The organism is Sphingomonas sp. R1 (genome assembly GCF_025960285.1).
In the GTDB taxonomy this organism is placed as follows: domain Bacteria; phylum Pseudomonadota; class Alphaproteobacteria; order Sphingomonadales; family Sphingomonadaceae; genus Sphingomonas.
Genome location: NZ_CP110111.1, coordinates 1,170,324 through 1,196,972, shown reverse-complemented (window position 1 = coordinate 1,196,972; position 26,649 = coordinate 1,170,324). Strand labels below are relative to the sequence as shown.

General features: G+C 67.8%; 19 protein-coding genes. 3 read left to right on the top strand and 16 right to left on the bottom strand.

All coding sequences use genetic code 11. The features are described 5' to 3' along the window. Nucleotides 1–27: 27 nt before the first annotated feature. From OIM94_RS05725 to OIM94_RS05705, 5 genes are all read right to left on the bottom strand, one after another. Entirely contained in the window at nucleotides 28–2,265 is a 2,238-nt protein-coding gene (locus OIM94_RS05725; protein WP_264609134.1) for a xanthine dehydrogenase family protein molybdopterin-binding subunit, read from the bottom strand. Then, a complete protein-coding gene (locus OIM94_RS05720; RefSeq protein ID WP_264609133.1) occupies nucleotides 2,262–2,819 on the bottom strand; it encodes a (2Fe-2S)-binding protein in 558 nt (185 codons plus the stop codon). Before OIM94_RS05720 ends, OIM94_RS05725 begins: the two co-directional genes overlap by 4 nt. 118 nt (nucleotides 2,820–2,937) lie before the next feature. Further along, a complete protein-coding gene (locus OIM94_RS05715) occupies nucleotides 2,938–5,316 on the bottom strand; it encodes a TonB-dependent receptor (protein ID WP_264609132.1) in 2,379 nt (792 codons plus the stop codon). Nucleotides 5,317–5,429: 113 nt separating this feature from the next. Beyond that, the gene (locus tag OIM94_RS05710; RefSeq protein ID WP_264609131.1) at nucleotides 5,430–5,810 is read right to left on the bottom strand and encodes a winged helix-turn-helix domain-containing protein; all 381 of its coding nucleotides are present in this window, start codon (nucleotides 5,808–5,810) and stop codon (nucleotides 5,430–5,432) included. Between the two features lie 79 nt (nucleotides 5,811–5,889). Continuing rightward, complete coding sequence (locus OIM94_RS05705; RefSeq protein ID WP_264609130.1) at nucleotides 5,890–6,798, bottom strand: LysR family transcriptional regulator; 909 nt, start codon at nucleotides 6,796–6,798, stop codon at nucleotides 5,890–5,892. A gap of 151 nt (nucleotides 6,799–6,949) precedes the next feature. Here OIM94_RS05705 and OIM94_RS05700 point away from each other — a divergent pair, with 151 nt between their 5' ends. From OIM94_RS05700 to OIM94_RS05690, 3 genes are all read left to right on the top strand, one after another. Then, complete coding sequence (locus tag OIM94_RS05700; protein ID WP_264609129.1) at nucleotides 6,950–7,360, top strand: cupin domain-containing protein; 411 nt, start codon at nucleotides 6,950–6,952, stop codon at nucleotides 7,358–7,360. A 128-nt stretch (nucleotides 7,361–7,488) separates the two neighbouring features. After that, a complete protein-coding gene (locus tag OIM94_RS05695) occupies nucleotides 7,489–8,373 on the top strand; it encodes an aldo/keto reductase (RefSeq protein ID WP_264609128.1) in 885 nt (294 codons plus the stop codon). Between the two features lie 38 nt (nucleotides 8,374–8,411). Beyond that, on the top strand, nucleotides 8,412–9,320 hold the full coding sequence (locus tag OIM94_RS05690) for a LysR family transcriptional regulator (protein WP_264609127.1): 909 nt from the start codon (nucleotides 8,412–8,414) through the stop codon (nucleotides 9,318–9,320). A gap of 87 nt (nucleotides 9,321–9,407) precedes the next feature. On the opposite strand, the gene OIM94_RS05685 is transcribed toward OIM94_RS05690, so the two are convergent. The 11 genes from OIM94_RS05685 to OIM94_RS05635 all read right to left on the bottom strand — a co-directional run bounded on the left by OIM94_RS05685 (nucleotide 9,408) and on the right by OIM94_RS05635 (nucleotide 26,551). After that, the gene (locus OIM94_RS05685) at nucleotides 9,408–10,601 is read right to left on the bottom strand and encodes an MFS transporter (protein WP_264609126.1); all 1,194 of its coding nucleotides are present in this window, start codon (nucleotides 10,599–10,601) and stop codon (nucleotides 9,408–9,410) included. A 124-nt stretch (nucleotides 10,602–10,725) separates the two neighbouring features. Beyond that, nucleotides 10,726–11,772 carry an arabinogalactan endo-beta-1,4-galactanase gene (locus OIM94_RS05680; protein WP_264609125.1) on the bottom strand — a complete coding sequence of 349 codons (1,047 nt, stop codon included), beginning with the start codon at nucleotides 11,770–11,772 and terminating at the stop codon, nucleotides 10,726–10,728. Continuing rightward, nucleotides 11,772–14,459 (bottom strand): TonB-dependent receptor, encoded by a 2,688-nt coding sequence (locus tag OIM94_RS05675; protein ID WP_264609124.1) that lies wholly within the window; start codon nucleotides 14,457–14,459, stop codon nucleotides 11,772–11,774. The genes OIM94_RS05680 and OIM94_RS05675 overlap by 1 nt, the downstream gene beginning before the upstream one ends. Nucleotides 14,460–14,573: 114 nt before the next feature. Further along, entirely contained in the window at nucleotides 14,574–17,060 is a 2,487-nt protein-coding gene (galA, locus tag OIM94_RS05670; RefSeq protein WP_264609123.1) for a beta-galactosidase GalA, read from the bottom strand. A gap of 460 nt (nucleotides 17,061–17,520) precedes the next feature. After that, nucleotides 17,521–19,401: a rhamnogalacturonan lyase gene (locus OIM94_RS05665; RefSeq protein WP_264609122.1), complete on the bottom strand. Its 1,881-nt coding sequence runs from the start codon at nucleotides 19,399–19,401 to the stop codon at nucleotides 17,521–17,523. A 61-nt stretch (nucleotides 19,402–19,462) separates the two neighbouring features. After that, complete coding sequence (locus OIM94_RS05660) at nucleotides 19,463–20,083, bottom strand: PEP-CTERM sorting domain-containing protein (RefSeq protein ID WP_264609121.1); 621 nt, start codon at nucleotides 20,081–20,083, stop codon at nucleotides 19,463–19,465. A gap of 43 nt (nucleotides 20,084–20,126) precedes the next feature. Next, nucleotides 20,127–20,771, bottom strand: a complete 645-nt coding sequence (locus tag OIM94_RS05655) for a hypothetical protein (protein WP_264609120.1) — start codon at nucleotides 20,769–20,771, stop codon at nucleotides 20,127–20,129. Between the two features lie 91 nt (nucleotides 20,772–20,862). Further along, nucleotides 20,863–21,753, bottom strand: coding sequence for a LysR family transcriptional regulator (locus OIM94_RS05650; protein WP_264609119.1), 891 nt, complete (start codon nucleotides 21,751–21,753; stop codon nucleotides 20,863–20,865). Nucleotides 21,754–21,863: 110 nt separating this feature from the next. After that, entirely contained in the window at nucleotides 21,864–23,033 is a 1,170-nt protein-coding gene (locus tag OIM94_RS05645) for a pyridoxal phosphate-dependent aminotransferase (protein ID WP_264609118.1), read from the bottom strand. 34 nt (nucleotides 23,034–23,067) lie between these two features. Next, nucleotides 23,068–23,883 (bottom strand): sulfite exporter TauE/SafE family protein, encoded by an 816-nt coding sequence (locus OIM94_RS05640; protein WP_264609117.1) that lies wholly within the window; start codon nucleotides 23,881–23,883, stop codon nucleotides 23,068–23,070. A gap of 88 nt (nucleotides 23,884–23,971) precedes the next feature. Further along, complete coding sequence (locus OIM94_RS05635; RefSeq protein WP_264609116.1) at nucleotides 23,972–26,551, bottom strand: TonB-dependent receptor plug domain-containing protein; 2,580 nt, start codon at nucleotides 26,549–26,551, stop codon at nucleotides 23,972–23,974. Nucleotides 26,552–26,649 lie beyond the last annotated feature (98 nt).

Below are 26,649 nucleotides of genomic sequence, written 5' to 3'. Positions count from 1 at the left end.
CGGGCCGGTGCAAGGGGCAGGGGGCGATCAGGCATCGAAGCGGAGGCGCGACAGCGGCATGCTACGCAGGCGTTGGCCGGTGAGGTGCGACACGGCATTGGCGATCGCCGGCGGTACCGCGGGCAGGCCGGGTTCGCCGATGCCGCCCATCTTGGCACCGCTCTCGACAATGCGGACCTGCACGCGCGGCATGCGATCGGGCGGCAGGATCGGGTAGCCGTCATAGTTGCGCGCCAACGGCATGCCGTCCTGATACACCGCCTCCTCGAGCAGGACCTGCGAGGTCCCCAGCGCCACCGCGCCGTTCACCTGGGCATCGATGATCGCCGGGTTGACGACGCTGCCGGGATCGATCGCCTGCCACAGTTCGTGCACCTGCACCTGCCCGCCCTGGATCGAGACTTCGGCGATGGCCGCCGTCTCCGTGCCGAAGGGCGAGGCCATCGCGATCCCGCGTGCGCGGCGGGAGCCGTCGGGTGCCATATAGGGCCCGCGCTTCCAGCCCCCGGAGAGATCTGCCACCGCCTTGAGCAGGGTGGCGAGCCGCGCATCGTCGCGCAGCAGGTGCAGGCGCAGCGCCAGCGGGTCCTGGCCACCGGCATCGGCCAGCTCGTCGAGGAAGGACTCGTAGAAGAAGTCGTTCATCGAGTTGCCGACCGAGCGCCAATAGCCGAGCATCGCCGGCTGCTTGACAAAATCCTGCGCGATCCTGCGGGCGGGGATCGCGTACGCCTTGTTGGCGAGCCCCTCCAGCGCCGTCGGATCGAGGTCCTTGCCGCGCTGGTTGGCGATGCCTTCGGTCGGCCCTTCGGTACTGCTGATCGCCTCGATCGCCACGGGCATGCCGCCGGCATCGAGCGCGCCGCGAAAGCGCACCACCGCCAGCGGGCGGTGGGTATCCCGCAGGAATTCCTCCTCGCGTGTCCAGATCAGCTTGACGGGGCGGCCGGTTGCCTTGGCGAGCAGGATCGCCTGGGGATAGGGGGCGGCGTCCGGATAGACGAAGTGCCGCCCGAAGAATCCGCCGAGCAGCGGTGAATGGATGGTGATCCTCGCCGGGTCCAGGCCGGTGCGCCTGGCGATGTCCCCCAGGAACATGTCGGGGGCTTGGTTGGGGAACCACAGGTCCAGCGCGCCGTCGTCGTTGAACCGCGCGAGCGCCGAGGGGGGCTCGAGCTGGCCGTGCACGACATATTGGCTGTGATAGGTCGCCTCGATCTGCTTCGCCGCCTTGTCGAATGCGGCGGCGGGATCACCCTGCGTCTCGGCGGCCTCGCCCTCCTGCCGACGCGCGGCGAGCTGGTCGCGGAACGCATCGGTCGCGAAATCGGCGGGCATGTAGCGGATCGCGGCCTTGTCGGCGGGCTCCTGCCAGTCGACCAGCGCGGCCTCCACCGCGCGCCTGGCGTTCCACCACCGCTCTGCGACGACCGCGACGGCGCCCGGCAGGCGGTGCACCGAATGGACGCCGGGCATCGCTTTCAGCTGCGCCTCGTTGTAGATCCCACCCACCGTCAGCCCATAGCGCGGCGCATGCTGAACGGCGGCGTGGAGCATCCCGTCGACGCGCATGTCGATGGCGTAGAGCGCCTTACCGATCGACTTGTCGTGGATGTCGAGCCGGGGGATCGACTTGCCGATCCACCGAAACTGCGCCGGATCCTTGAGGGGAACGCTGGCGGGATCGGGCGAGGGCAGGTCGAGCGCCTGCGCCGCCAGCTCCCCATAGCCGATCGAGCGACCGCCGGCCTGGTGGACGACGCGGCCGGGTTCGGTCGAGAGCGCCTCGATCGGCACGCCCAGCCTGGCGGCGCCCGCCTGGAGCAGCAGGTGCCGCGCCATCGCGCCGACGCGGCGCATCGTCTCGTAGCTGGTGCGGACCGACATGCTGCCGCCGGTGATCCGCATCATCCCGTTGACGACCAGATAGTCGGGGCCGGTCGGCGCGCTTTCCACCACGAAGGTCGCGGGGTCGGCGTCGAGTTCCTCGCCGACGATCTGCGCCATCGCGGTATAGATGCCCTGGCCACCTTCCATGAAGGGGCTGCGAAGGTGCACCGTCCCATCCGGGCGGATCTCGAGAAAGGCGGGCACGCGCGTGCCTGGCTTGATCGGCGTGGTCGCCGCCGCTGCGCGCGCGCCGTCGACGGGAATGCCGAAGCCCAGCACCAGCGCCCCTGCGCTGGCACCCGCCGCCCGTACCAGGAAGCCGCGGCGCGAGATGTTGACCGGCGCCCCGGTCGGCAGGTCGAGCAGGCGGCTCACGCGGCGCCGTCCCGAGGCTTGGCGGCAGCAACAGCCGCAGCACCTGCGACCAATAGCGCAGCGGCGGCGATATCGCCGGGCGCGCCGGCGTCGACCGCCGCTGCCGGCGTTGCGCCTGCCAGATCCTGCACTGCCGCGCGGATCGCGTTGTACGTCCCGCAGCGGCAGAGATTGACCATGGCCGCTGCGATCTCGGCATCGCTCGGCTGCGCGACTTCCTTGAGCAGCGCGGTCGCCGCGATCACCTGGCCGGACTGGCAATAGCCGCATTGCGGCACCTGATGCTTGATCCAGGCCTGCACCACGCGGGCACCTACGGCATCCTGCTCGACCGCCTCGATCGTGGTAATTTGCTTGCCTGCGACACTGTCGACCGGCGTCACGCAGGCGCGCGTGACGACCCCGTCGACCAGCACCGAGCAGGCGCCGCACTGGGCAATGCCGCAGCCATATTTGGTGCCGGTCATCCCCAGATCGTCGCGCAATACCCAAAGGAGCGGCGTGTCCGGCGCGGCGTCCACCGCGTGCAGCCTGTCGTTGATCCGGAGTTCCATGCGCACCTCTTCTCTGCCGGGCGCGCGAACCGGCGCCGCGCCTCGACCCGGCCAGAAGCTAGGTCCGGGCCGGGGGTGTAACAATCGGCCGGCGGATTGACGTCGCGTTGAGCCGCGCTCAACGCCGCAGCCGGAGCGTCCCTCCGACGACCCGTGGATCGCCCGGCGTGCCAAGGATCAGGCCCGAATTGCCGGCCTGGATCGTGAGGTTCTGGATGTAGCGGGTGTCGAACAGGTTGCGGGCGAACACCACCACTTCCAGCCCGCCGCCGAAGCGCCAGCCCAGGCTGGCATTGGTGAGGGTATAGCCTTCGATACGGGTGTAGCGCGACAGGCTGGGATCGCCATTGAACCCGCTTCGCCCGACGACATCGACATGCAGCAGCGCGGCGTCGCGCCCGATCGGCAGCGCATAGTCCACCCCGCCCGTCACCGCGATCCGGGGGAGGGAGGCGAGCCGCTGCCCGGTAAGGCTGCAGGCGGTCGTGGCGGTGCCCTGCACCTCCAGCGGACAGGGGCCGGCCGGATAGTCGCTGTAGCGGCCATCCGCATAGGCGAGCGACGCGCGGGCGGCGAGGCCGGCGAGCGGCCGCAAGCTCAGGTCCGCTTCGATCCCCTTCACTGTCACCGCCGGGATGTTGGACAGGTAGCCGCGCAGCGCCACCGTCTGGCTGGAATCGACCACCGTCGCCTGGAAATCGCGGACCCGGGTGTAATAGCCGTCGATATTGAAGGTGATGCGACGGCCCCACCAGTCGGTCTTCAGCCCGATCTCGTAGCTGGTGTTGCGCTCAGGCCGGACGACCGCCGTGGCGAGCACGGGCTGGTTCTGGTTGTCGAGCGGCAGGCCCGACATGTTGAGCCCGCCCGACTTGAAGCCGCGCGCGACGCTGGCATAGGCCATCATCGAGGGTCGAACCTGCCAGGCCAGATTGGCGCGGCCCGATACGCTGCCGTCCCGGTCGTGCGCGGTGTAGCGTTGCGGGCGCAGGACGGAGAGGCGGGCGTTGATCAGCGCGGTGCTGGTGACGGCCGGGCCGCCCGAGACGGTAGTGGCGTAGCTGCCGTCCTTTTCCTCATAGGTGTAGCGCAGGCCGGCGGTAGCGGTGAGCCTCGGCGCGATCCGCCAGTTCGCCTCGCCGAACGCCGCGACGCTCGCGCTCCGGAAATCGGTGCGCCCATCCTGACCATAGCCGTCGAGCAGGTTGGCCGGCACGGGTATGGCGTTGGTGCCGGTGGTCGGGCCGATCAGCCAGCCGGCGGCGGCGGGGCCGTAGATGCTGATCGGCCGGCCGAGGATCCGCTGGTGAAAGCCGTAGAGCCCGACGACATAGCCGAGGGGGCGCTCGCTCTCCGAGGCCAGGCGCAGTTCCTGGCTGAACTGGTCCTGCCGCGAAGGGATATGCTGCGAGCGCTGGATCGGCAGCCCGGTATAGTCGCGGTCGTTTTCCGCGTCCCAGTTCCAGAAGCGCCAGGCCGAGACCGAGGTGAGCGTGTGGCCGCCCAGTTTCCAGTCGGCGATGGCGCTGGCGCCGCCCTCGTTGGTGTTCACCCCCAGCGGCCCGTCGATATCGGTCTTGCGATCATAGGGATCGGTGCTGGGCGGTGCGTAGCCGAACTGCGCCGCAAGGCCTGCGGGACCGCCATATTGGCGGCTCGCGGGGCGCAGGCTCTGGCCGACGCGCAGATAGACCTGGGTGCAGCAATAGGCATCGAAATTGGTCACGTCGGCGATCAGTCGCAGCGAGAAGATCGCGCTCGGCTGGTAGAGCAACTGGCCGCGCACCGCCTGGGTGCCGAGCGTGTTGGCGGCGACGCCGGTGCGGACATTGTCGAGCACCCCGTCGCGTCGGGTGGAGACGCCGGAGAGGCGGAAGGCGAGCGTGTCGCTGATCGGGCCGGACACCCAGGCCTTGGCCTGCACGAAGTTGAACGACCCGTAGGACAGCTCGGCCACGCCCTCGGGCGTGAAGCTGGGCTTGCGCGTCGTGATGCTGATCGCGCCCGCCGTGGTGTTCTTGCCGAACAGCGTGCCCTGGGGGCCACGCAGTTCCTCCACCTGGCCGATGTCGGCGAAGTCGAAGGCGGCGGTAGCGGGGCGGGCGTGGTAGACCTGATCGACATAGAAGCCGACCCCCGGCTCGAGCCCGTCATTCGCCTGGCTGACCGCCACCACGCTGGAGCCGAGGCCGCGGATGGTGAAGGCGGTGTTGCGCGGATTGGCCGAGCTGTAGGCGAGGCTGGGGATCAGCGTGGCGAGCCCTTGCGTGTTCACCGTATAGCTCTGGTCGAGCAGGCCTCCGTCCACCACCGAGAGCGCGCCTGGCACGCGCTGCGCATCCTCCGGGCGCAGCCGGGCAGTGACGAGGATCGGGGCGGCATTGGGAGAGGATGTGTCTTCGCCGGACGGATCTACAGGCGCCCTGGTCTGCGCGGCTGCGGATGCCACCAGCAGCAGCGACGCTGCCATTGCGGAAATCCCGGCGCCGACCTTCATGCCCAAAACCCCCGCGTGCGGTGCCGTGGCACCTGTCATCGGGCCGGTTGCTAGCTGCTTTATATCCACGCGTATATAAAGATCGGCGCAATGCCGCGTTGAGCGGCGGCAGTTCAGTCGGTGGGGTCTGCGGCCTGCGGTGCGCTGCGCAGCCGTGCCGCCAGCCGCGCATACGGGGTGCCGCGCATCACCGATGCCGCCTGTTCCTCGAGCGCCCGATAGTCGGCGAGAACGGCGCGGCCGGCCTCGGTGAGCCGCGCGCCGCGTTCCCGGCCGCCGCCGCGCAGGGTTTCGACAAGGGGGTCCTTAAAGCAACGGTTCACCTCGTCGACCAGCAACCATGCACGGCGATAGCTCATGCCCAGCGCCCGCCCGGCGGCCGAGATCGAGCCCTGGGCCTCGATCGCGTCGAGGAGATCGGCCTTGCCGGGACCGAGTGCAAAAAGTTCGCCGCAGACCAGTTGCAGCTTCAGCTTGAGTGCGCCCTGTTTCACCGTGCCCGTTCCTGTCGCTCGCGCATGTCGGAGCGCAGAACGCAGCGGGATACAAGCCCCGCTGGTTCGCGGGCAGCATTCACGCGCCCGGCGGTCGGCGTTCGCGGATCATGGCGATCAGCAGGCGCAGGCCGGTGGGCAGGTGCCGCCGGCCCGAATAATAGAGGTGGAAGCCGCTGCCCATCGGCGACCAGTCGGCAAGCACGGGGACCAACGCGCCCGAATCGAGATGCGGCTGCAGCACCGGCTGCGAGGCATAGAGGATGCCGGTACCGTTCAGCCCCAGCGGGACGGCGGCGACGCTGGCGTCCACGGTCAGCGGTCCCGGTGTCGCGATCGCCACCGCCTCGTCGCCGCGTTCGAACTCCCAGTGATAGTGCTGATCGTTGCCGAGGCGAATGCCGATGCAGCGATGGTGGCGCAGATCCTGCGGCGTGGCCGGCGCGCCGAAGCGATCGAGATAGGCGGGCGAGGCGGCCGTCATCCAGCGCAGGTCGGGCGAGAGCCGCTGGGCGATCATGTCCTCCGGCACGGTGCCGCCGTAGCGGATGCCGGCATCGAACCCGCTGCCGACGACGTCGATCAGGCGATTGCTGACGCTGATGTCGATCGTCACATCGGGATAGCGCTCGACGAAATGGGGCAGCACCGGCGCGAGCAGCAGCGGCATGGCGTCTTCCAGCACGTTGATGCGGATCCGGCCGGCCGGCGCATCGCGATAGCGGTCCAGCGTGCCGGCGGCGCTGTCGATGGCATCCAGCGGACCTTCGATGGCGGCGCGCAGCTCTTCGCCGGCGGCCGTCAGGGAGACGCTTCGCGTCGTTCTGTTCAACAGTCGCACCCCGCGCCGTGCTTCCAGCGCGGTGATGGCATGGCTCAGCGCGGAGGCCGTGACGCCCATCTCGCGCGCCGCTTCCCGGAAGCTGCCGCGCCGGGCAATGGCGAGAAAATAGGCGAGATCGGCCAGATCGGCCCGCGTCAGTCTCATCAGACCCCTCCCGGCATTGTTGAGCGTTGCTCATCGCATCATTGCCGATGGGGCGACTAATCGCCAGCCGCGCCTTCACCTAGATCCGGGGGGACGAGGCGGGACCGATCCGGTGGCCGCCGCTCCGATTGCGCGAGCAGGAAGGACGGACATGGAAATCGTACGCAAGCAGGACCAGAAGACGGTCGACGGACCCGAGGCCTATTTCACCGGCACGGCGACGATCACCGGCCAGTTCCAGCGCGAAGCCCCCTCGCGCGTCTCCGGCGCGATCGTCCATTTCGAACCGGGCGCCCGTACCGCCTGGCACACCCACCCGGCCGGACAGACGCTGATCGTGACCGAAGGTGTGGGCTGGACCCAGATTGCGGGCGGGCCGAAACTGGAATTCCATGCCGGCGATATCCTGTGGTGCCCGGCGGACAAGAAGCACTGGCACGGCGCGACGGCCGATGCGGCGATGACCCATATCGCCATTCAGGAGTCGGTCGATGGGTCCCCCGTCACCTGGCTGGAGAAGGTGACCGACGCCGACTATCTCGCCCCGCTCGGCGGAAGGTGATCCCGGCCTGGGGCCCGGAATTCCGCGCCGGCGGCGAGCTGCGCCGCCCGCCTGTCGTGGGGACCGGTGGTCCCGCCGCATGCAACAGCCCGGCGAGGCGAAGCGCCCGCCGGCAAAAGGAACACGCCATGATCCTCGATGAACAATACACGCTCGCCAATGGCGTGACGATCCCGAAGCTGGGCCTCGGCACCTGGCGGATCGATGACGATGCGGTCGCCGCGGTGGTGCGCGAGGCCGCCGCGATCGGCTATCGCCACATCGACACGGCGCAGGCCTATGGCAATGAACGGGGTGTCGGCGAGGGGCTGCGCGCTTCCGGCCTCGCCCGTGACGCGCTGTTCGTCACCACCAAGCTGGTGGCCGAATCCAAGACCCGCGCCGATGCTGCCCGGCGCATCGATGAATCGCTGCGGCTGATCGGGCTCGATCATATCGACCTTATGCTGATCCACAGCCCGCAGCCCTGGGCCGAGTTTCGCGCGGGCGGCGATTACGACGCCGGCAATCTCGAGGCGTGGCGCGCGCTGGAGGATGCGCTCGCCGCCGGCAAGGTTCGCGCGATCGGTGTTTCCAACTTCGAGCGCGCGGACCTCGACAACCTGCTGGCGCACGGATCGGTCGCGCCGGCGGTGAACCAGGTCCTCGCGCATGTCGGCGCAACGCCGTTCGACCTGATCGACTATTGCCGGAGCAAGGGGGTGCTGGTGCAGGCCTATTCGCCCGTCGCGCATGGCGCCGCCCTGGACGATGCCGCGCTCGGCGCGATGGCGGCCCGCTACGGCGTGGGCGTCGCGCAGCTCTGCATCCGCTACTGCCTGCAGCTCGGGCTCCAGCCCCTCCCCAAGACGGCGACACCGGCGCATCTGCGCAGCAACGCCGAGCTCGATTTCGTGATCAGCGAGGCGGACATGGCGGTGCTCCAGCAGGCGCGGCGCACGGACTATGGGGCGGCCAGCGCCTTTCCCGTGTTCGGCAAGACGCGCCACCCGGCCGCAGAGGCGCGGACCTAGGCGGGGCACCGGCGTACGCTGCGCGCCGAAGAGGCAATATGGCATTCCATCGATCCGACTTCGCCGATCTCAACGCCTTTCTGGCGATCGCGCGGCACCGCAGCCTCCGGCGCGCCGGACTGGAACTGGGCGTGAGCGCCTCCGCGCTCAGTCACGCGCTGAAGGGGCTGGAGGCGCGCCTCGGCGTGCGGCTGCTGAACCGCACCAATCGCAGCATCACGCTGACGGCGGCGGGGGAGACGCTGCAGGCGGAGATCGCCCACCCGTTCGCCACGATCATCGAGGCGACCGAGGCGCTCAACCATTTCCGCGAAACGCCCGCCGGGCGGATCCGCCTGAACGTCGCCGAACATGCCGCGGCATTGGTGCTCGCGCCGGTGCTGCCCGTGTTCCTCGAACGCTATCCTGACATGGCCGTGGACCTGTGCGTCTCGAACCAGATGGTCGATATCGTCGAGCGGGGCTTTGATGCGGGCATCCGATATGGCGGCACCGTGCCCGAGGACATGATCGCGCAGCGCATCTCGGGCAGCATCCGCTGGGTGGCGGTGGCGTCGCCGGACTATCTGGCGCGGTTTGGCGTCCCCGCGCATCCCGACGACCTGCGATCGCATCGCTGTATCCGCTCGCGCCTGGGCGACGATCGCATCTACCACTGGGAGTTCGAGCGGGACGACGCCGTGTGCACGCTCGACGTGCCCGGGACGTTGACCGTCGATTCCACGGCGCTCGCGATCGATCTGGCGGTCCGCGGCGCCGGCCTGTGCTATCTGCCCGAACCGTCGGTCGCGGCACCGCTGGCGGCAGGTGCGCTGGCGGTCGTGCTCGGCGACTGGGCCCCGGTCGGGGAGCCGATGCACCTCTATCATTCCGGGCGTCGCCAGCTGCCGATGGGGCTGCGCCTGCTGATCGACACGATCCGCGAGATGCGCCCGCTCGGCTATTGAGCAAGGGCGCGGCGGGTACGCCAGGGGCTATGCCGGTCGTCGTGGAGGTCCAGGGGGCAGGGCTCGCACGACGACCGGCCTGTCGGCTCAGCGGGGGGAGGCTATGTCGGCCGCGCCGAGCGCGCCGACCGCGGCCGACAGAAGAAGCAGGGCCGCCGCGGCGGCGAAGCTCGCCGCATAGCCCAGGTGATCGAACAGCACGCCGCTGCCCGCGGCGCCCAGCGTGATCGCCAGCTGGATCACCGCCACCATGAGCCCGCCGCCGGCCTCGGCATCCTCGGGCAGGGTACGACTGAGCCAGGTCCACCAGCCGACCGGTGCGGCGGTGGCGATCATGCCCCACAGGATCAGCAGCGCGGCTGTCGGCGGGGCGGCATGGCCCGCCGCGATCAAGGCGATCGCGATGACACCCAGCGCGGCCGGCATCACGATCAGGGCACGGCGCAGATGCCGGGTGAGCACCATCCCGATCAGCGCGCTGCCGATCAGCCCGGCACCGCCCATCAGTGCGAGGATCAGCGACAGAAGCGATATGGGCACCTTCGTCACCGTTTCGAGAAAGGGGCGCAGATAGGTGAACAGTGCGAACTGCCCCATGAACAGCAGCGTGACCGCCAGCATGCCCTGCGGCGCGTGGCGACGGCGCAGCACGCCCAGGGCGCTCGGCTTCCGCTCGTTGCGCGGCGAAGGCATCGCGGGCAGCACCCACCACTGCCAGGCAAAGGTGATCGCGGCGAGCGGGACCACCGCGAAGAAGGCGCCGCGCCAGCCGATATACTGGCCAAGAAAGCTGCCCAGCGGCGCGGCGATGGTGGTGGCGAGGGCGTTGCCGCCGTTCAGCACCGCAAGCGCCCGCGGCACGCTGTCCGCCGGCACCAGCCGCATCACGATGGCGCCGGACATCGACCAGAAGCCGCCGATCACCACCCCGATCATCGCCCGGCCGATCATCAGCACCGTGAAATCCGGCGCGAGGGCTACCACGATGCCCGAGACCAGCATGACGATGGTGAGGGCGAGGAGGACGCGGCGGCGATCGATCCCGGCGGTAGCGCGGGCGATGAACAGACTGGTGAGCACCGCGAAGATGCCGGAGACCGCGATGGCCTGGCCTGCGGTGCCTTCGCTGAGGTGCAGGTCGCCGGCGATCGGGGTGAGCAGGCTCACCGGCATGAATTCGGAGGCGATCAGCGTCGCGACGCACAGCGAAAGGGCGAACACGGCGCTCCAGCCGTGCGTCGCGGGTGCGCGCACGGTATCGGCCGGAAGGGGGGCGTTCATGCAAATTCTCGCAACGGGGACCAGGCGCCGGCTATAGCGACCAGGTCTCCGGCCGGGCAGGCCTGCCGTATCGGATGCGATGGTGAGCGGGGCTCAACATCGCCGGCGATCGCCCCGCCCGCCTTTAGTGGCGAAAGGCGTCCATCGCCGTGGTCAGCTGGTCGCGCGTGTCGGTGGCGCCCAAGCGGTATCCGCTCCAGCTGGGGATGGTGCCCGGCTCCCAGTAAAAGACGCCGCCGCCCATCGATCCCAGCGCCTGGTTGCGTGCGATGATGTCACGCAGCATCGCGCGGGCCTCGCGCGGCTCGTCGAACCGGTAGCCGACTTCCACCATCAGCACCGGCTTGGCGAAGCGCGCGACCAGGGCTGCCATGGTCGCGCTGACCTTGGGCGATTCCTCGCGCCACTTCTTGGACGGGGTGAATTCGGGATAATAGGACAAGCCGATCGCATCCAGCTTGCCCTGGTTCTTCGTGAACGCGTCGAACCACCACAGCGCCTTGGCGGTATCCCAGCCATTGTCGATGTGTAGGATCACCTGGGCCTTCGGATAGACAGCCTTCACCGCTTCGTACCCGGCATTGGTGAAGCGCGCGATCGTGTCGAACCGGTCGGTCTTGCCATCGGGCCAGAGCAGCCCGTTGGTGATTTCGTTGCCCACCTGCACCCAGGTGACGTCGATGCCGTTCGCCTTCAGCGCGGCGAGCGTGCCGCGGGTATGGTCGGCCACCGCCTGGGTGAGGCCCGCGACGTCCAGCGTGTTCCAGGCGGCGGGCTTGAACTGCTTGCCCGGATCGGCCCAATTGTCGCTGTAGTGGAAGTCGATCATGATCCGCATGCCATGATCGCGGGCACGCTTCGCCTTGATGATCACGTCGCGGCGATCGCTCCACGGCTTTTCCGGGTTGACCCACACGCGCAGGCGCACGGCGTTGATGCCCTTGGCCTGCACCAGGTCGTACAGGTCGGTCGGCTTGTTCCGCGAATTGCGAAAGGCGAGGCCGGCGGCCTCCTGCTCGGTGACCGAGCTGATGTCCGCACCATAGGCGAATGCCGGCGCGGCGGCCTGCTGCGCGCGGGCAACGCCGCCCGCGAGCGGGGGCAGCGCCGCCAGCGCCAGTGCCGCACCCCCGAAAAGGGTGCGGCGGTGGAGCCAGGGGCCGCGGCGCATCAGAAGGTGTACCCCACGCCCATCAGGAAGCGGCGGCCGAACTTCTCGAACCGGCCCTGCAGCGCGCGATCGCCATAATAGGTCTCGAACGGTTCGTCGGTCAGGTTGTTCGCCTGGAACATCAGCTTCACGCCGCGCAGCTTCGAATCCCAGGGGAATTCGTAGCTGGTGTAGAAGTCCAGCACCGTTTCGGGCGCATTGAACAGGATGCGGTCGGTGTCGCCCAGCTCGGTGACATAGGCGGAGCGATAGCGGCCCGCGATGCGCGCCTCGAAGCCCCATTTGTTGAAGTAGAGCGAGGCATTGCCGACATGCTTCGACAGGCCCGGCAGCGGCGTCGCGCCCAGCGCATTGTCCGCCTCCGTCACGGTGATGTCGCTGTCGGTATAGCTGTAGTTGAGGTTCACGCCGAAGCCGTCGAAGGGCGCGGGCAGGAAGGTGAACGCCTTCTGCAGCCCGACCTCGACCCCCTTGATCGTGCCGCCATTGCCGTTGACCGGCTGGGTGAAGGCAACGGTGCGCGGAATGCCGTTCGCATCGGGCAGGGTACGCTCGGTCACCTGGCGGGTGATGTAGGTGCCCAGGTCCTTGTAGAAGCCGGAAATGGTCAGCGCGCTGTCGCGATCGAAATACCATTCGACCGTGGCATCGAGCTGCTTGGCGCGGAACGGCTCGAGCAGCGGGTTGCCGCCGCTGGCGTTCGGCGTGCCGAAGTCGAACAGGCCCGAGCCGGCGTTGAGATCGTCGAGCGGCGGCCGCGCGATCGCCTCGCTCGCCGCGAAGCGGATCTGCAGCTTGCTGGTCGGCTTGAAGGTGAGGTTGAGGCTGGGCAGCCAGTCATAGAAGTCGTTGCGGACGCGGATCGGCGTGACGACGGTGGCGCTGGCATTCTGCGACAGTGCGGTGCTGCGCGAGTCCGTTTCAGTGCGCACGACGCGCAGGCCGACATTGCCGGTGAACGGCACGCCGAACAGTGCCCCGTCCAGATCCACCTGGCCATAGAGTGCCGAAGTCTTCTCCTCGACGCGCCACGAACTGGTGCTGTCGAAGATGCTTTCCTGCGGGTTGATCCGGCCGAACAGGCGCTCGACGGTGCGGTAGATGTCGATCGACTGGATCGCCGGCAGCCCGGCAAACTCGCCCTTGAAGCGATAGGTGCCGTTGATCAGCGACGGATCGAGCACCGTGCGGTTGGCCGCCGCGATGTCGCCGAACTGCGACATCGCCTTGTAGGTCTTGGTACGCTCGGTGTGGCGCACGCCGAAGCGGATCGCCGCAAGCGGCCCTGCGCCGATCTCGCGCTGGATGTCGCCGGTCAGCGTCAGCAGATCGTCCTTGATCCGCGCGGCACCGCCATTGGGGATCTGGAAGCGCGCGACGCGGAACAGCGAGGGATCGGTGAGGCTCGTGTTGAACGACATCACCGGGACGCTGTCATTGCCCGAGCGGAAGGTGGCGCTGGGGCGGAAGTTGAACGGATCGGTCTGCAGCGTCAGATATTGCTGGTTGCGGGTCGTCGTGGAGTAGCCGACGTCGCCGCTCAGCTTCCAGCCGTCGGCGGGGCGCCACACCGCATTCATGCCGCCGGCGTAGAGATCGTCCTTGAAGAAGAAGTTCTCGTTCACGCCGTTGATGGTCTGGCCATAGTCCTGCACGCCGGTGATAGTGGCGCCGGTGACATAGCCGTTGCGGGTGGTTACGCCGGTGATGTTGTTGCCGAAAGCGAGGCTGCCGACGCGGAAGCCGCGCTGCGTCTCCTCGAACGAGACATGGCTGTAGAGGAAGTCGCCGTTGAGCTCGAGCCGGTCGCTCGGGCGCCACTGGACGGCCGCGACCGCGCCGTGGCGGATGTCGTCGCCGCCGCGCTCGAGCGCTTCATAGCCATAGGGAATGTCGTCCTGCGCCGCGCCGCCATGGCCGGGCGCACCGCTGCCGTTGCCGTCGAGGTCGGCAAAGCTGTTCTGATAGCGGAAGATGTTGGTGCGGACCGTCGCCACCGACTGGCGCCGGCCCGAATAGCCGACGGCAAGGCCCAGCGTGTCGTCGAGCAGCTGGGTGACCACCGAGGCGCTGGCGATATATCCCCAGGGCGACGTGTCGGTCACGTCCTTGGCGAGATCGCTGTAGATCGCGCGCGCGTTCAGCGCGATCTTGGTTTCCTTATAGTCCAGCGGGCGCACCGTCTTCAGGTCGACCTGGCCGGCGAGCCCGCCTTCGACCTGCGATCCGGTCGGCGTCTTGTATACCGATGCGCCGGTGAGGAGTTCGGCGGGGAACTGTTCGTAGCGGATGTTGCGGCTGCCTTCGGCCGAGGCGATCTCGCGGCCGTTGAGCAGCGTGTTGACCAGGTTCGGCCCCATGCCGCGGATCGAGATCTGCGTGCCGTTGCCGCGATCGCGATTGGTGGCGAGACCGGGCAGGCGCGCGAGCGATTCGGCAATCGACGCCTCGGGCAGCTTGCCGAGATCCTCGGCGGCGAGTTCTTCCACCACGCGGTCGGCATTCCGCTTTGCCGCCAGCGAGGTGCGCAGTGACTGGCGATAGCCCGTGACGATGATGTCGTTCGGCTGCGTGTCATCCTGCGGGGCCGCGGTCGCGCTCTCGGCGGCTGCCTGTTCCTGCGCGAGGGCAGGGGTCGCGATCGCCGCCATGCTCACCGCAGTGAGCGCCAAGAATTTCGATTTCACGCTTATCCTCCCCGTCACACCCGGGCGGCATTACGGGCCGCCCGATGATTAATCATACAAATTATTAATGTGATAAAAATGTAATGTCCAGAGAGGTTCGGAAATTTGCGGCGCTCAGCTGCGCCGGGGCAGCAGCTGGATCACACCTCCCGTCAGGCCGTCCGCGGTCGCACGGATGCGGAGCGGGGCGGCACTGGTGCCGATCCGCACGATCGCCTGGGCAAGTCCGGCAAAGGCACGGCGCTCGCTCGCCGTGTCGGCCTCCAGGCTGGTCGGATCGCCATTGCCGACCCCGATGACCTTGCCGTCGCCTTCGACGTGGAAGCGGATCCGGTTTGCGGCGTCGGGCACCGCACGGCCCCTGGCGTCCAGCACTTCGGCGCGCACCATCACCACGTCGCGTCCGCTGGCCACCGGCGTGCGGCGGTCGCAGCTGAGCTCGATCGCGGCGGCCGGGCCTGCGGTTTCGCGTACGTCGCGCGCGGTGCGCTTGCCGCGGTCATAGCCGCGGGCCTCCAGCCTGCCCGGTGCATAGGGCACGCTCCACGCCAGATGGCGATTGCGCGGCATCGGCTTGCGCCCGAGCGAGCGGCCGTTGAGCAGCAGCTCCACCTCGGCACAGTTGCCGTGCACCCACACCTCGATCGGCTGGCCTTCGCGGCCCGGCCACGTCCAGTGCGGCAGCAGATGCACCATCGGCTGATCTGGGCGCCACCAGGCGCGGTAATAATAGTAGTTGTCCTTGGGGAAACCGCAGGTGTCCAGAACGCCGAAATAGCTCGAGATGCTCGGGAATTCCGCATAGGGCGTGGGTTCGCCGCGATAGTCGAAGCCGGTCCAGATGAAGCCGCCGGCAATGTCGGGCCGGGTGGCGGCGATCGTCCACCATTCCTCCGCGGTGGAAGCCCACCAGGGATGTTCGGTATCATAGGCGCGGACCACGTGTTTCGCCGCGTCATTGGCATAGGCGCCGCGGGTGGAGACGGTGCTGCCGGTCTCCGAACCATAGACCGGCACGCTCGGATGCTGTGCCTTGAAGCCGGGGATCTTGTCCGTGCGGTAGTTGAAGCCGACCACGTCGACCACCTTCGCTGCGCCGGCATCCCAGCTGTTGTCGAACGCGAAGGTCGTCGGGCGGGTGGGGTCGAGGGTGCGCACCAGATCCTGCATGACCTGGGTGACGCGGGCACCGCGTGCGGTACCCTGTTGCGGTTCCTCGTTCCCCAGCGACCAGGCGATGATGCAGGGATGGTTGCGGTCGCGCCGCAGGATCCGCGCCAGCTCGTCCATCGCGGCGGGATCGCTGCTGTTGCGGCGCGCCTCGACGATCATCAGCATGCCCTTGGCATCGCACAGGTCGAGCAGCGCGGCGGCGGGCGGATTGTGCGCGCTGCGCCAGGCGTTGGAGCCCATGCTCTGCAGCTGATCGATCCGCCACGCATGCAGCGCGTCAGGAATGCCGGTACCGACGCCGGCATGGTCCTGGTGGTTGCAGGTGCCGAGCAGCTTCACCGGGCGCTCGTTGAGCAGGAAGCCGCGTGCCGCGTCGAACCGGACGGTCCGGATGCCGAAGGGCGTCTCGTAGCGATCGATCACCCGGCCCCCGGCGACCAGCTCCGATCGCAGGCGGTAGAGGCGCGGCGTCTCCACCGACCAGAGCTGCGGCGCCGAAACGCGGCCCTGCGCGCGGTGGTCGATCGTGGCGCCCGCGGGCACGGTGACCGGCGCATCGGCCAGGGTGGCGACGATCTTGCCGTCGGGGCCCAGGATCTGCTGGCGGACGAGCAGTTCGGCCGGCACCTTGCCGCGGTTGCGCAGTTCCAGCACGATCTCCGCGGCGGCGCCCTGCGGGTCGAGCGTCGTGCGCACGACGCTGCCCCAGCGGGGCACATGGACGGGCGCGGCGCGCACCAGATCGACATGGCGATAGATGCCGGCGCCTTCGTAGAACCAGCCCTCGCCCAGCGATGCATCGACGCGCACCGCGATGACATTGGCGCCGCCGTCATAATCGAGGAAGTCGCCGATCGGCACCGAGAAGGGCGCATAGCCGCTCTCGTTGCGGCCGGCGACATAGCCGTTCACGAACACGGTGCAGTCGCGGAATACGCCGTCGAATTCCAGCCACAGCACCCGGTCGCGGTCGGCGGCGGTCACCTGGATCGGCGTGCGATACCAGCCGACGCTGTTCTCCGGAAAGTCTCGGCCGATTGCCTTGAAGCCGTGTGCGGCGGCAGCGTCCTCTTCGTCCTTCTTGGCCGGCTTGGCCGGCTTGGCGAAGGGCAGGGCGACGGCCCAGTCATGCGGGACCATCACCGCCTCCCAGCCGCGATCGTCGAAGGCGGGCGCGCTGGCCTCCGCCGTCACCCCGGCCTTGGCATAGGTGCGCTGGTGACGTCCGAAGCCGAAATCCTTCTCGATGTCGGTCGCATGGCCGAGGTGGAAGCGCCAGTCGGCCAGACGATCGACGCGGCGCGGCGAGTCCGCCGCGTCGCCTGCCGACAGGGTGGTGGCGGCACGCGCGGCGCCGCCGACGACCGGCAGGCCCGCGGCCCCGGCAAGGCTGCCCAGAACGATGGCGTCGCGGCGAGAAATCTGCACGTTCACTCTCCCGGTTGGAGGAGATGCCTGCCCGATCCGGGCAGCATCTTCGCTTCGAATGGCCCACATGGGGCGAATGGCGCGTGGTGGGGTAGCAACCGACGGTCCGCCCTGCAGCGGAGACCGTATGTCGACAGCGCGCTGGCAGCACCGGACCTTTGTCGCGGACAATGATCGGCGGCTGCCGCCGTCGCCGTGAATGGCGAAACGCTCCTCCTCACGCGTGGCGCCAACCATGGCGACACATTTATAAGATAAGTATGGTTATCGAAGTTGCCGGGACAGTTCAAGCGCTTCGAGGCCGATCGTCGGGAGAATCGCTGCCAACGGCGTGGCGCGCCCGAACGGCTGCGGCCGGGTCTGCCATGGCAGGCGCGCGGCGGGACAATGCATGGGAAGGGATCGATAAAACGATCCCGGATAGGGGACGGGGGCAGCGCCCGCCGTCCCCGTGCTTTGCTCAGCGCACCGCGTCGGGCAGATAATAGCTGGTATGCGGCGGCTGGTTGTAGGACGTGTTTTGCCAGGCGATGCCTTCGCGATAGACGCGGTCGTGCATCAATGTGGTGAGCTTGTAGGTGGTCGGATAGGGCGTGGCGAAGATCCGCAGCTTGGTGCTGTCGGCACTCGGCAGGATCACCTCCTCGCGCCAGTCGCCAAGAATATCCGCCTGCAGCGTGGGCGTGGCCTTGGTCGAGTTGTTCGACTTGGAATCCGCCGCCGTCATCAGCACGCGGGTGGTCTGGGTGGTCCAATCCCACTTGCTGATCGTCACGTTGTCGAGAAGCTCGCGCAACGTGTCGCCGTCCCAGTAGATCGCGAAATTGGTCGATCCCGGCTTGGCGGTGTTCGCGATGACCTGCCCGGTGGCGCTGCGCAGCTGGCTGCGCGATGACCAGTTCTCGCTACCACGGTATCGCGGATCGATATCGGCGGCGAGGCCGCGGCCATTGTCCGAACTGGCCGTAGCCGACCACAGCACCGCCCCCGTTCGGGCATCGAGCATCGCCGTGCCGATCCCGCCGTTCGAGCCGGGCGATTCATGCACGCCGAACTTTTCCAGGCCTGGGCGATCCGGATCCAGATCGCCGACGTGCATCGCATCGCCATGCCCGAGCTTCTGGCCGGTCGAGGAGCGCGCGGACCACAGCGCGGTGCCGTTGTCATCGAGGGCGAGCGAGCCGTAGAGGATCTCGTCGCGTCCGTCGCCGTCGACATCGGCGATGCTCAGATTATGGTTGCCCTGGCCGGTGGTGGGATTGGCCGCGCTGGTGACGCCGCTGTCGAACAGCCAGCGCTGGGTCAGTTGGCCGTTGCGGAAGTCCCAGGCGGCGATCGCGGTACGGGTATAATAGCCGCGTGCCATGATGATGCTGGGGCGCTGACCATCGAGATAGGCCGTGCCGGCGAGGAACCGGTCGACCCGGTTGCCGTAATTGTCGCCCCAGATCGCGTTGATCTGGGCAGGCGTGGGGTTCTGCGTGTCCGGATGCCGCCCCACGACATAGTTGACGGTGGAGAGCGCCCGGCCGGTGGTGCCCTGGAAGACGGTCAGGAATTCCGGGCCCGCCAGGACATAGCCATTGGCGTTGCGCCAGTCGGCATTTGCGTCGCCGATCACGCGACCCTGGCCGTCAACCGTGCCGTCGGCGGTCTTGGCCACCACCTCGGCGCGGCCGTCGCCATCATAGTCGAACACCTGGAACTGGGTGTAGTGTGCGCCGGCGCGAATGTTGCGGCCGAGATTGATGCGCCACAGCTTGCGCCCGGCGAGCGTGTAGGCGTCGAGGAAGACGGGTCCCGTCAGGCCGCTCTGGCTGTTGTCCTTGGCGTTGGTCGGCTCCCACTTGAGCACGATCTCGTACTTCCCATCGCCATCGAGATCGCCGACGCTCGCGTCATTGGCCTCGTAGCTGTAGCTGCTCGAGGTGCCGTTCGGCCCCGTGACGACGCCGTCGGCAGGCTTGTCGAGCGGGATCACGCCCGCGCCATTGGCCCAGACCGAGGCGGAGAAGGCGCGATCCTGCTCGACGCCGTTCGCGATCACCTTGATCGCATAGGTGTCGCTTGCCCCGCCGCCGGTATCGACGAAGTTGGTGGGGCCGGACAGCGGCTGGGCGTTGAGCCGCTGGCCGTTGCGGTACAGATTGAAGGCCGTGGAGGCGCCGTCGGTGGCAAGAAGGCGCCAGCTGACCAGCACGCCGCCATCGATGGCGGGAACGGCGACGACGCCGCGGTCCAGCCGCTCGATCTGCTGTGCGGTGGCGGGCGCGGCGCCGGCCAGCACGGCTGCAAGCGCCGCAACTGAAATGCCGCAGATAGTCCGTGTCGAACGTTTCATGGCATGCTTCTCCTAGGATGTGCGGATCCGATGTCCGCCTTGAAGGGCGAGGGTGGGGCGATCAGGCGAAGCTGCGTGCCGGGCGCGCACGGCGCCGCCGCAGCACACCGCCGGATGCGCCGACGCCAATCGCGAGCACGGTCCAGGCCGCCGGCTCCGGCACTGCGGTAAAGCTGATCGCGCCATTGAACGCGCGGTCGGGAGTCACCCCGCCGAACGCATCCGCACCATAGCCGACCCGGAGCGTCAGCGGTCCGCTCGCCGCCTGCACCGCGCCCGACGCTGTCGCGCTGTTGGAATAGCGTACCGAGAAGGCACCGCCATCGGTGATGTAGAATCCATGCGTGCCCGCCGACAGCGTAAGGTCGGCAATGTCGAGCAGCGTGGGCGCGCCTTCGCCGGCCGTGGTCAGTGCATCGAAGGTACCGATCAGCGTCCAGCTGCCGGGATCGGCCAGCGCCCCGCCGACGCCGCCGGCGCGATGATAGACCCGATAGTCATAGGTGCCGAACTCCGCGTTCAGATCGAAGGAATGCAGGAGAAACGTCGACGTGCTGGAGAGATCGAACAGGATCCCGTCATTGCCATTGCCCCCCGCATAGCCCGCAGTCAGTGTCGCCGCGGCCGCCGGGGCCGCGACGAGCATCGCCGCGCCCGTGAGGATCGACAGTGCCTGTATCATCCATTCTCTCCCTGTTGATGGTGTGATTGCGCGGCGCCGCGCGTCATGCCCCTGCGGGCAGCATGCCGAGGCGCGATGCTTCGCGTTCCTCCGGCGTGGCGGGTTGCGGGGGCGCGGCAGGGGATGCCGCGGTGCCGGCAGTGAGTTCCGCGCCGCTGCGCTCGCCCGAAGGCGGGCGCGGCTCGGGACGGAGACCGCGAAGGCCGGCGGGCACGGGCTCGCCGGAGCCGCCCAGCCGCTGGGGCAGATCGATCCGCAGCCGCGCGTTGCCATCGGCCAGGATCACGTGACCGCGTGCGATCTCTGCCAAGACGATGTTGCCCCGGATCGGCGCGCCTCGTCGGAACCAGCGAGGCGCTTCGCCATGGGCGGCGAGGAGCGCGGTATCAGCGAGAGGCTTGCCGATGCCGTGCAGCTCGAAATCGCCAAGCGGCGCGGCAGAGGCTGTGGGCGGCGGCATCGCCGTTGGATCGCGGTCATCCCTGGACAGGATGCGAACCATGCCGCGCGGGCTTTCCTCGCGCGCGCCGGGTGCAAGCAACGCCCATGCGCCGCCGATCGCAAGCGCAAGCGCCGCGCACATCCCCAGGCGCCGCGCTGCACCGGTCGTGCGCGCGACGGCCTTGCCGCCAGCATCCATCTCCACCTCGCTCGGCACTTTGTGCCAATTATCGATTCGACGTTCCAATTATTGAACTGATACCGCAATATTCACCTGCGATCAATGCAACCGTCCGCGCGCGGAGGGTTGAACGGCAGTTGCAATGCGGTTTGCGGCGTTACGGCCTGATCGCGGCGAGCCGCTCGCGGACCCAGCGGAGGCTTGGATCGGCCTGGGTTCGTTCATGCCATGCGAGCACCTTGGTGAAGCCCGGGATGGCCAGCGGCGGCTCGGCAAGGATCAGGCCCGGCTCCGCGCGAACCAGGCGGAAGGGCAGCAGCGCGCAGCAGTCGGTGGTTTTGACGAAATCGACGAGGATGGTGAAGTTGGGCACTGAGGCAACGACGCGGCGGCTGCGCGCAACGCCGTGCAGCGCAAGATCCGTCGCGCCGCTGAACCGGGTGCCGTCATGCGACATGATCGCGTGATCGAGCGCGCAAAACCGGTCGAGGTCGAGCGTTTCCGCCGCCGGATGGCCCACGCGCAGCACGCATACATAGCGTTCGTCGAACAGGTGCCGGGCGCGAAGCGTCTCCGCCGCCGCATCGGGCGTGGTCAGCGCCAGATCAAGCGTGCCGCGCTCCATCTGCGCGACCATCGCCCTTGCGTCGACCGGTCGGACAGAAACGCGAATGCCCGGCGCCTCGCGTCGCAGAAGTGCGAGGAACGGGAGGATCAGCACGCGCTGGGCATAGTCGGTTGCCGCGATGCTCACGACCCGTTCGGCCCGCGCAGGATCGAAGGCGATCGGCTGCAGGATCGCTTCGATCTCCGCGAGCGCGGCCTTGAGCGGCACCGCGAGCGCTTCGGCCCGCGGCGTCGGCATTATGCCGCGCTGGGCCCGCACGAACAGCGGATCGTCGAAGGTGTCGCGCAGCCGTGCTAGCATGCCGCTGACCGTCGGCTGGGTGAGCGACAGCCGGGCGGCCGCTGCCGTCACGGAGCGCGTATCGAGCAGCGCATCGAGCGCCTTGAGCAGATTGAGATCCAGCGCTCTGATATCCGTCATGGCGATCGATCCTATCGCCAGCCATGATTTTCACAATGGCAGGAGGCACAGCCCAGCGCCGCCAGGCAAGGCGGAACGCCCGTGCCGGCGGCGCGGCACGGGCGTCGGGATCAGGCCATCAGGATCTTGTCGAGCGCGATCCGGAACTTGGCCATGTCGTCGGCCGATCCCACGGTCACGCGCGACATGGTGGGGTACGCTGACCAGGCTCGCCCGATCTGGACGTTCTGGGCAAGGAAGGCGTCCATCATCTGCTTGGGCGTCTTCGCCTTCCAGTCGACCATGAACATGTTGGCGTGGCTGCCCGGCAGCACCTTGAGGCCGCGGCTCTCGATATGGGCGATGGTCTTTTCGCGCACCGCGACCATCTCGTCGCGCCGGGCCTTGATCTCGGCGGCCAGCGGAAGCGAGGCAGTGCCGCAGGCGACGGCGGTCATCGGCAGCATGTTGCTGACCTGGAAGCCGTCATATCGCATCATCTTCTCGTGTAGCGTCGGCGCCGCGAAGGTGAGGCCGAGGCGCATGCCCGCCATGCCGAACAGCTTGGAGAAGGTGCGCATCACCAGCACGTCGCTCCGCGATGCCACGAGCTTGGCGGCATTGGCCGTGCCGGCGAAGTGGATATAGGCCTCGTCGACGACGAGCACTGCGTCCTTCGGCTTGTTCTCGGCCAGCCAGACGATGTCCTCGATCGGCGTCAACGTGCCGGTCGGGTTGTTGGGCGAGCAGACATAATAGAGCCCGGCATTGGGATCGGCCGCCAGCATCGCCTTCACGTCGTGCTGGTAGTTCGGCCCCAACGGCACCTTCGTCACCTTCGCCCCCAGCCAGGCGCCGGTCCGCCAGATCTGTTCGTAGGTCGGGTCGGCAGTGACGATGCCGCGGCTGGGGGAGGCGAAGGTAACGGCAACCCGGTTCAGCGGGTCGCTGGAACCGGGCCAGGCGCGGATGTGCGTCGCCGGCAGACCCTCCACGGCCGAGACGGCGGCGAACAGCTTCTCATGCTCGTTGTTCGGCTCGTAGCGATTGCCTTCGGTGACGATCTTCATCGCCGCCGCCGCGCCCGCCGGCAGCGGGCCCGTCCAGCATTCGTTGGAGCCGATGCGAACCGCACCGACCACCGCCCTGGCCGATTGCTGGGCGAGGGCCGGGGCGGCACGGCCGATCGCCACGGTGCCGCCGAGCAGTGCGGCGATCCTCCCCAGGTCGCGGCGCGAATAGCCGCGATCGTGCAGGTCCTCGGCGATTTCGGGGGTCTTGAGTTTTTCGAGCAAGGTCATGTCGGTCTCTCCCTGAAGATAGTGCGGACGCGCCTCAGAACTTGAGCGCATTGTGGAACATCAGAAGCGAAATGACGATGAGGTAGATGCCGAACACCCGCTTCAGCATCGCCGGCTGGAGTGAGTGCGCCGCCGCGACGCCGAGCGGCGCAGTGAGGATCGACATCGAGGCGATGGCGATGGTGGCGGGCAGGTTGACGAAGCCGAGCGAGCCCCAGGGCAGTCCCGGCTCGCGCAGGCCGATGATGGCGAAGCCGATCGCGCTGGGAATGGCGATCAGCGTGCCGATGCCGCTGGCGGTGCCCACCGCGCGGTGGATCGATCGGCCGCACAGCGTCATCACCATGATCGCGATCGTGCCCCCGCCGATGCCGAGCAGCGAGGAAAAGGTGCCGAGCCCCCCGGCGATTGCGACGCGGGTGACGCCTATCGGCATCTGATCGCTGATCACCTTGTTGCCCAGGCGCGGCACCAGGAAATTGATCGACATCAGCAGCACGCCGCTGGCGAACACCAAGGTGAGCACGCGCCCGTCGACATGGCTGGCGAGAAGCACGCCGATGCCGTCGCCCAGCACCACCCAGGGCGCCCAGGTCTTGAGGATCTCGAAATCCACCGACCCCCGCTTGTGGTGGCTCATGACCGATCGGATCGAGGTGATGATGATTGTCGCGGCAGAGGTGCCGATCGCGACATGGGCATATTGGCCATGCTCCCCGCCGAGCAGCGGCAGCATGACGAGCAGGGCCGGCACGACGACGAAGCCGCCGCCAATGCCGAACACGCCGCCGGCGAAACCGGCAGCGAGCCCGGCGGCCAGCAGACCCAGCAGCGGGACCAGCCAGTCCATCGAAGATGAAAGCAAGTGCAGCACTCCCGAACAATGTTTTTCAACGCGACACGCCGGTCGGGAGCGGGGGCTCCCGACCGGCGTTCCTTCAGAATTTCAGGCTGATCCGGCCGTAATAATAGCCGCCGTTGATCCCGTAGGGCGAAATGGTGGGATAGAGATTGCTCGAATAGGCCCGGGATCCGGAGAGAAGCTGCGGATCGCGGATGTTTTCCGCAGACCGTTTCGTCGGATAATGGTTGAACAGGTTGTTGGCGCCGATCGAAAGCTTGATCGGTTTCAGCACCTGCACGCTCAGTTCGGCATCGGTGATGAAGGCGGCGTTGACCGGCACGATGGTATCGGCACCGCGCAGCGGGCTGTTGCCCGGCGTCGATTCCAGCGCATAGACGCGGGAATAATAGCTCTCGCGCAGGTTCAGGCTGAGGATGCCGCGGGTCCAGAACGCCCCGAAGGTCGCGCGGAACTTGGGCGTGCTGTTCTCCAGCTGCACCAGGCTGTAGCGATCGATCAGCGCCGAGCGGCTGGGATCGGTGCGGTTCACATAGAGGGCGGCGGGCAGGCCGGAGACGCCGCGTACCTTGTTCTCGTTGTAATTGGCGGTCAGCGACCAGTCGACATGGCTCAGGTCGCCGAAGTCGGTGGCGTAGTTGGCGGTGAAGTCGACGCCGCGAGTGCGCACCTTGGCACCGTTCACGAAGGTCTGCACCGAGACGGAGCCGTCGATGTTCCGCTCGCCGTTGACGTCGGTCAGGACGTAGCTGGGGATCGATCCGCCCAGCGCCGAGGCGACCGCATTGTACACCGATTGCTGGTTGTAAGTCAGGTAGTTGTCGGCATTGTAGGCAACGCAGCGGCTGGCATTGGAGCCGCTATAGCCTTGCGGGCAATATTGGCCGCGGAAACCGTAGAACGAGCTGGAAATGAGGATGCGGTCGCGGATGTCGATCCAGTAGCCGTCGACCGTCACGCTCAGGCGCTTGGCGGGATGGAAGACGAAGCCGGCGCTGAAGTTGGTCGATTTCTCCGGCTTCAGGCCGCCGAAACCAAGCGCCGCGCCGGCGGCCGAGTTGGCCGGCAGCACGCCCGAAATGCCGCTGGGAGCCACGTTGATGCCCGAGTAAAAGCCTTCCGCGAGCGTCGGCGCGCGGAAGCCGGTGGAGACGGTGCCGCGCACCGCGAAGGCGCTGGAGAGGTCGTAGCGGCTGGTCAGCTTGAAGACGGTGGTGCCGCCAAAATCGCTGTAATGTTCGTGCCGCACCGCGCCGTCGACCAGCCAGGCGCTGGTCGGGCGGATGCTGAGGTCGAGATATTGCGAGAAATCGGTCCGGTGGTGGTTGCCCGCGTCGTTGGGGCTGTAGCCGAAGAAGGACTGGGCGCCCCCGCCGTAATAGGAGGCCGGGTCGCCGGCGACGATGCCATAGGTCTCGCGTCGCCACTCCAGGCCGCCGGCGAGCGTGGCGGGCTCGCTCAGGCCGAGCTCGATCGGGTAGGTCAGATCGAGCGTGTTGCTCCACTGGCTCGCCTTGAAGTCGCCATTGTGGAACTCGGTGGGGGTGAAGCCGGTGGCGCGATACAGCTGGGCGTTGCCGGATCGCTCGACATAGACGCCGACGAAATCGTCGCCATAGGTGGAGGCGATGTCGAACGTGCCGGCGCCGAGCGGTCCTCGGAAGCCCGCGGTCATCGCGTAGTCGGTCTCGCGCACCGCCTCCAGCGGCTGGAATCCACCTGGATAGAAGGGGACACCGGCTGCGCTGACGATCACGTCCGGCGTGCGGACATTCTCATAGGCGCGCGCGTATTTGTGACCGTAGCTGCCAAACCCGTAAAGCTCGAAGCCGCCGCCGAAATCATAGCCGGCATTGGCCATTACCGAGGTCTGGTTGATCTCCGGATCGCCCAGGATCCGGTTGGTATAGGGATAGCTGGAGAGCGAGCGGATCGCCGGGTAGAGCGACAGATAGCGGATGGCCGTGGCGTTGTTGCCATAGACCTGCGGATTGATATCGCCGCGGAAGCTGAATCCCTTCTTCTTCTTTTCGACCGTCAGGTTGACATAGGCGTTCTCGATCGGCGCGAAGCCTACATTGGCGGACACCGCATAGGTCTTGCCCCCCTCGTCGTAATAGCGCCCGCCCGTCGCGTTGATCACGCCGCCGTGATCGGCCTTCTTCTGGATGATGTTGATCACGCCGGCGATCGCATCGGTGCCGTATTGTGCGGCGGCACCGTCCTGCAGCACCTCGATGTGATCGATCGAATCCGGCAGGATGAAGCTGATGTCGGGTGCGGCGCTGCCGCCATAGGGGCCACCTGCTACGGATACGTTGGCGGTGCCGTGCCGGCGCTTGCCGTTGAGCAGGACGAGCGTGTGGTTGGGGCTCAGGCCGCGCAGCTTCATCTGCAGATTGTGGGCCTGGAGATCGCTGCCGAAGGCTTGGGCCTGCACGCTGGGCAGGTTCTGGGCGAGGGCCTGGATCAGGTCCGGCTGGCCGGTACGCGACAGTTCCGCGGCGCTCAGAAGCTGGATGGGCGCCGGGCTGTCGGCGGCGCGGAGACCCGTCACGCGGGTGCCGGTGACGATGATGTCGCCGCCGTCCTGTGCCGGCGCCGCGCTGTCCTGTGCACAGGCCGGCGTGGCGGCGAGCGCCAGGGTAATGGCCATTGCCGTGAACGATACCGTTTCGCGTAATTGCATTCGATCATGCCCCCCGAGGCTGATGGTTGACGCTTGTTCGCTCCTGACCTGACCTGTTGTTTTCT